At 69.7% G+C, this 5,746-nt stretch carries 4 protein-coding genes; all 4 read right to left on the bottom strand.

Annotated features, from left to right (window positions below; all coding sequences use genetic code 11):
* Positions 1–68 precede the first annotated feature (68 nt).
* Entirely contained in the window at positions 69–995 is a 927-nt protein-coding gene (locus HY68_RS04090; protein WP_041984471.1) for a PadR family transcriptional regulator, read from the bottom strand.
* 1 nt (position 996) lies between these two features.
* Positions 997–1,902 carry a DUF4097 family beta strand repeat-containing protein gene (locus HY68_RS04085; RefSeq protein WP_041984469.1) on the bottom strand — a complete coding sequence of 302 codons (906 nt, stop codon included), beginning with the start codon at positions 1,900–1,902 and terminating at the stop codon, positions 997–999.
* Between the two features lie 84 nt (positions 1,903–1,986).
* Positions 1,987–2,166, bottom strand: a complete 180-nt coding sequence (locus HY68_RS04080) for a DUF6104 family protein (protein WP_041984467.1) — start codon at positions 2,164–2,166, stop codon at positions 1,987–1,989.
* Positions 2,167–2,261: 95 nt separating this feature from the next.
* A partial coding sequence (locus HY68_RS04075) for a multifunctional oxoglutarate decarboxylase/oxoglutarate dehydrogenase thiamine pyrophosphate-binding subunit/dihydrolipoyllysine-residue succinyltransferase subunit (RefSeq protein ID WP_063779612.1) occupies positions 2,262–5,746 on the bottom strand: 3,485 nt, incomplete at its 5' end.

Here is a 5,746-nt window from a genome sequence, read left to right as displayed (position 1 = left end):
CAACCGCAACGCAAACCCGCAACCCCGAACCGCGCCGGACGGCGACACCGCGCCGGACGGCCACACCGTTACCCCCGACCGCCCACCCTCAGCAGCGCCGTGATGTGCGCCGCCGCCGTCGACAAGTGCCTGCGTGCCTCGCCCAGTTGTGACTCCGTCACGCCGTTGTCCCGCGCCGCGTCGCGGATGTCGTCGCGGAAGCGGTCCAGCAGGCGGTCCAGGTCGCGGGCCGGGTCGCCCGTCTCCGGGGTGTCCTTCGCCCACTCCGGGGCGGACGACGGTGACTCCGGCGCGGGCCGGGCGCCGCCGGACGGCGCGCTCGGGGGCCAGGTCATGCCGCTCAGCTGGCCGGCCAGTTCGGACAGGCCCTCGCGGACCCCCGTCGGCCAGTCGCCGCGCGCGAAGTGGCCCTGGACCTGGTCCTGGACCTGCTTGGCGATGCGCTGCATCTCCTCGCGCGCCGACTCCTGCGCCTCCTTCGCCTGGCGGCGCGCCTGCTGGGCGTCCTCGCGGGCCCGGCGCGACTCGTCCTTCGCGCGGCGGGCCTGCTCCTTCCAGCCCTGCTTGGCGGCGCGCCAGGACTCCGCGTCGTCCGAAGGGGACTGGCGGCGCGATTCGGACGCCGCCGCGCGCATCTCGTTGCGCAGCTGGCCCGCCGCGCCCCGTACGTCGTCGCGGATCTCCGCGGCCAGTTCGGAGACCGAGTCGCGGATCTCCAGCTCCAGGTCGGCGAGTTCGCCGCTGCGGCCCGCCAGTTCCTCGCGGCCCGCCTCGGTGATCGAGTAGACCTTGCGGCCGCCCTCGGTCGCGTGGGTGACCAGGCCCTCGGTCTCCAGCTTGGCGAGCCGGGGGTAGACGGTGCCCGCGGACGGCGCGTACAGGCCCTGGAAGCGTTCCTCCAGGAGGCGGATCACCTCGTAGCCGTGGCGCGGTGCCTCGTCGAGCAGCTTGAGCAGGTAGAGCCGCAGTCGGCCGTGGGCGAAGACAGGAGGCATGTCAGTGCTCCTTCGTTTCGGGCGTCGAAGGCGCGTCGGCCGTCGAAGCCGCGTCAACCGTCGGCTGCGCGTCGGCCGTCGGCGGCCTGCGCAGCAGCGCGATCGAGCCGGAGACCGTGGTCGCCTTGAGCGTGCCGGTCCCGGCCCCGAGGGTGCCGGTGATCTTCTTGGCGCCCCACATGCCGCTGACGCGCAGGTCGTCGAAGGCGCTGGAGACCGAGCCGCTGGCGGTGTTCGCCTCGACCTTGGCGTCCGTGGGATGCGGCAGCCGGATCGCGACCTCGCCGGAGACGGTGGTGAGCTTGATGTCGGTGGGTTTGCCCGCGGGGTCTAGGTCGATGACCATGTCGCCGCTGACCGAGTCCGCCCGTACGGAGGACCCCGCGCCCTCGACGAACGTCAGGTCACCGGAGACCGAGTGGTACTGGAGGTCGCCGGTGACGGCCTGGGCCTCCAGATTGCCGCTGACCGTGTCGGCCCGTACCGGACCGGCGAGGCCGACCAGCGTCGTGTCGCCATTGACGCCCCGTACGTCCGTACGGCCCCGCATGCCGGAGATCATCGCGCCGGCGCCGACCACGCCGACCTCGACGCGCGCCGTCGCGGGCACCGTGAGCGAGACGACCGCGGTGCGGTGCCTGCCCTTGGGGTCGAGCCAGTCGAGGAACCCCTTCCAAGGCAGGTCCTCGTAGGTGACGGTGAGTTCGGAGCCGCTGCGGGTCACGATCAGCGGCGGGCCCTCGATCTGCGAGATCTCCAGCCGGGCACCGCCCTGCGCGGCCAGCGTCGCCTCGTCGGCACCGACGACATTGACCGTGCCGCTGACGATGCGCACGCTGAGCGAGGTCACCGGCTCCTCGAACGTGAGCTTCCGCGGCTCGGCGACGCGCCATGTCGATTCCGCCATTGCTGACCTCCCCAGTCACGACGCAACATATCGCGTCTTCTGCAAGACACGATATATCGCGGATGGGGGAAGTCAAGGCACGGCCTACTCGTCCTCGTCGTCGTCCAGCCGGGCGAGCCAGGTCGCCAGCCGTTCCACGGGGACCTCGAAGTCGGGGTTCAGGTCGACGAACGTCCGCAGCTGGTCGGCGAGCCACTCGAAGGTGACCTCCTCCTCGCCGCGCCGCTTCGCCAGCTCCTCGATGCCACGGTCGGTGAAATACACGTCAGACTCCTGCTGGTACGGGCACGGGGCCCGGTCCGCAGAAGCTGCGGACCGGGCCCCGGGTGCTGTCGGTTCAACTGGCGGGCGAGCGGACGCTACGCGTCGAAGACCTCGTTCACCAGCTGCTGCTGCTCCGTCTTGTGACGGTTGGCCGAGCCGACGGCGGGGGACGAGGAGTGCGGCCGCGAGATGCGGCGCAGGCGCTCGCCGTGCGGGACGTCGGCCCCGACGGCCAGGTCCAGGTGGTCGATCAGGTTGAGCGCGATGAACGGCCACGCTCCCTGGTTCGCCGGCTCCTCCTGGGCCCACAGGTACTTCTCGGCGTTCGGGAACTTGGCGATCTCCGCCTGGAGCTCCTTGCCCGGCAGCGGGTACAGCCGCTCAAGCCGGATGATCGCCGTGTCCGTGACGCCGCGCTGCTGACGCTCCGCGTCCAGGTCGTAGTAGACCTTGCCGGCCGTGAAGACGACCTTGCGGACCGCTGACGGGTCCACGCTGTCGTCGCCGATGACCGGGCGGAACCCGCCGGTGGTGAACTCCTCCGCCTTCGACGCCGCCGCCTTCAGACGCAGCATCGACTTCGGGGTGAAGACGATGAGCGGCTTGTGGTGCGGGTTGTGGACCTGCCAGCGCAGCAGGTGGAAGTAGTTCGACGGCAGGGTCGGCATCGCGACCGTCATGTTGTTCTGCGCGCACATCTGCAGGAAGCGCTCGGGGCGCGCGGACGAGTGGTCCGGGCCCTGGCCCTCGTAGCCGTGCGGCAGCAGCAGCGTGACGCCGGACGTCTGGCCCCACTTCTGCTCGGCGGCCGAGATGTACTCGTCGACGATGGTCTGGGCGCCGTTGACGAAGTCGCCGAACTGGGCCTCCCACATGACCAGCGACTCGGGCCTGGCCAGCGAGTAGCCGTACTCGAAGCCCATCGCCGCGTACTCGCTGAGCAGCGAGTCGTAGACGTTGTAGTGCGCCTGGTCCTCGGAGAGGTACAGCAGCGGCGTGTAGTCGTTGCCGGTGTCCTGGTCGACCAGGACCGCGTGGCGCTGGCCGAATGTGCCGCGCCGGGTGTCCTGGCCCGACAGCCGGACCGGGGTGCCCTCCATCAGCAGCGAGCCGATGGCGAGCGTCTCGCCCATGCCCCAGTCGATCGTGCCGTCCTCGACGGAGGCGGCGCGGCGCACCATCTGCGGCATCAGCCGCGGGTGGACGGTCACGCCGTCGGGGATGTTGACCTGGGACTCGGCGATCCGCTTGACGACCTCCTGGGAGACCGCCGTGGTCACCGAGACGGGGAACTCGGCCTGCGCGTCCGGGACATGCGTCGGACCCGGCTGCGAGGTGGCCTCGCGGACCTCGGCGAAGACCTTCTCCAGCTGGCCCTGGAAGTCCTGGAGCGCCTGCTCCGCCTCTTCCAGCGTGATGTCGCCCCTGCCGATGAGCGATTCGGTGTAGAGCTTGCGCACCGAGCGCTTCTTGTCGATCAGGTTGTACATCTGCGGGTTGGTGAACTTCGGGTTGTCGCCCTCGTTGTGACCGCGGCGGCGGTAGCAGATGAGGTCGATCACGACGTCCTTGTTGAACGTCTGGCGGAACTCGAAGGCGAGCCGCGCGACGCGGACCACGGCCTCCGGGTCGTCACCGTTCACATGGATGATCGGCGCCTCGATCATGCGGGCGACGTCGGTCGCGTACATGGACGAGCGCGCGGACTCCGGGGCGGCGGTGAAGCCGACCTGGTTGTTGATCACGACATGGACGGTGCCGCCGGTGCGGTAGCCGCGCAGCTGGGACATGTTGAGCGTCTCGGCCACGACGCCCTGGCCCGCGAAGGCCGCGTCGCCGTGCAGCGCGACGGGCAGCACCGTGAAGTCGGTGCCGGCCTTGTTGATGATGTCCTGCTTGGCGCGGGCGATGCCCTCGATGACCGGGTCGACCGTCTCCAGGTGGGAGGGGTTCGCCGCCAGCGAGACCTTGATCTGCTCGCCGTCGAGCCCGGTGAAGGTGCCCTCGGCGCCCAGGTGGTACTTGACGTCGCCGGAGCCGTGCATCGACTTGGGGTCGAGGTTGCCCTCGAACTCCCGGAAGATCTGCGCGTACGACTTGCCCACGATGTTCGCGAGGACGTTGAGCCGGCCGCGGTGCGCCATGCCGATGACGACCTCGTCGAGCCGCGACTCGGCCGCAGCGTCGATGACCGCGTCGAGCAGCGGGATGACGGACTCGCCGCCCTCCAGCGAGAACCGCTTCTGGCCGACGTACTTGGTCTGCAGGAACGTCTCGAACGCCTCGGCCGCGTTGAGCCGGCGCAGGATCCGCAGCTGCTCCTCGCGCTCCGGCTTGCTGCCCGGGCGCTCCACACGGTCCTGGATCCACTTGCGCTGCTTCGGGTCCTGGATGTGCATGAACTCGATGCCGGTGGTGCGGCAGTACGAGTCGCGCAGCACACCGAGGATGTCGCGGAGCTTCATCATCGACTTGCCGGCGAAACCGCCGACGGCGAAGTCGCGCTCCAGGTCCCACAGCGTCAGGCCGTGCTCGGTGACGTCCAGGTCGGGGTGCTTGCGCTGGCGGTACTCCAACGGGTCGGTGTCGGCCATGACATGGCCGCGCACCCGGTAGGAGTGGATCAGCTCGAAGACCCGGGCGGCCTTGGTGACGTCGTCGTCGTGCGAGGCGTCGATGTCCTTGAGCCAGCGGACCGGCTCGTAGGGGATCCGCAGCGACTCGAAGATCTCGTCGAAGAAGCCGTTCTCGCCGAGCAGCAGCTGGCTGATGATCCGCAGGAACTCGCCGGACGCCGCACCCTGGATGACCCGGTGGTCGTACGTCGAGGTCAGCGTCATGACCTTGGAGATGCCCAGCTTGTTCAGGGTGTCCTGGGACGTGCCCTGGAACTCCGCCGGGTACTCCATGGCGCCGACGCCGAGGATCATGCTCTGACCGGCCATCAGGCGCGGCACGGAGTGGACCGTGCCGATACCGCCGGGGTTGGTCAGCGAAGCCGTGACGCCGGAGAAGTCGTCCATCGTCAGCTTGTTGGCGCGGGCCCGCCGGACGATGTCCTCGTACGCCTGCCAGAACTCGAAGAAGTTGAGCGTCTCGGCCTTCTTGATGGCCGCGACGACGAGCTGGCGGTCGCCGTTGGCCTTCACCAGGTCGATGGCGAGGCCGAGGTTCACATGGTCGGGCTTGACCAGGGTCGGCTTGCCGTCCTTCTCCACGTACGAGTGGTTCATCGACGGCATGGCCTTGAGGGCCTGCACCATCGCGTACCCGATGAGGTGGGTGAAGGAGATCTTGCCGCCCCGCGCCCGCTTCAGGTGGTTGTTGATGACGATGCGGTTGTCGAAGAGCAGCTTCACCGGCACCGCGCGCACGGACGTGGCCGTGGGCAGCTCCAGCGACACCTTCATGTTCTTGGCGACGGCCGCCGCCGGGCCACGCAGCGTCACATACTCCGGGCCCGCGGGCGCCTCGGTGTCCTTGCTTGCCGCACCGCCGTTCGAAGCGGCCTTGGCCGCCGCCGGCTTGGCGACGGGCTCGGCCGGCTTGGCCGGGGCGGGCGCCGTGGCCACGGGCTTCG

It is taken from the genome of Streptomyces sp. AcH 505 (assembly GCF_000818175.1).
In the GTDB taxonomy this organism is placed as follows: domain Bacteria; phylum Actinomycetota; class Actinomycetes; order Streptomycetales; family Streptomycetaceae; genus Streptomyces.
The sequence above is the reverse complement of the archived record's forward strand: the minus strand, read 5'-3'. Positions and strand labels throughout refer to the sequence as shown.

Coding starts and splice junctions, on each gene's coding strand:
- HY68_RS04090 (WP_041984471.1), bottom strand. CDS start 995: ATGCCTCCTGTCTTCGCCCACGGCCGACTGCGGCTCTACCTGCTCAAG.
- HY68_RS04085 (WP_041984469.1), bottom strand. CDS start 1,902: ATGGCGGAATCGACATGGCGCGTCGCCGAGCCGCGGAAGCTCACGTTC.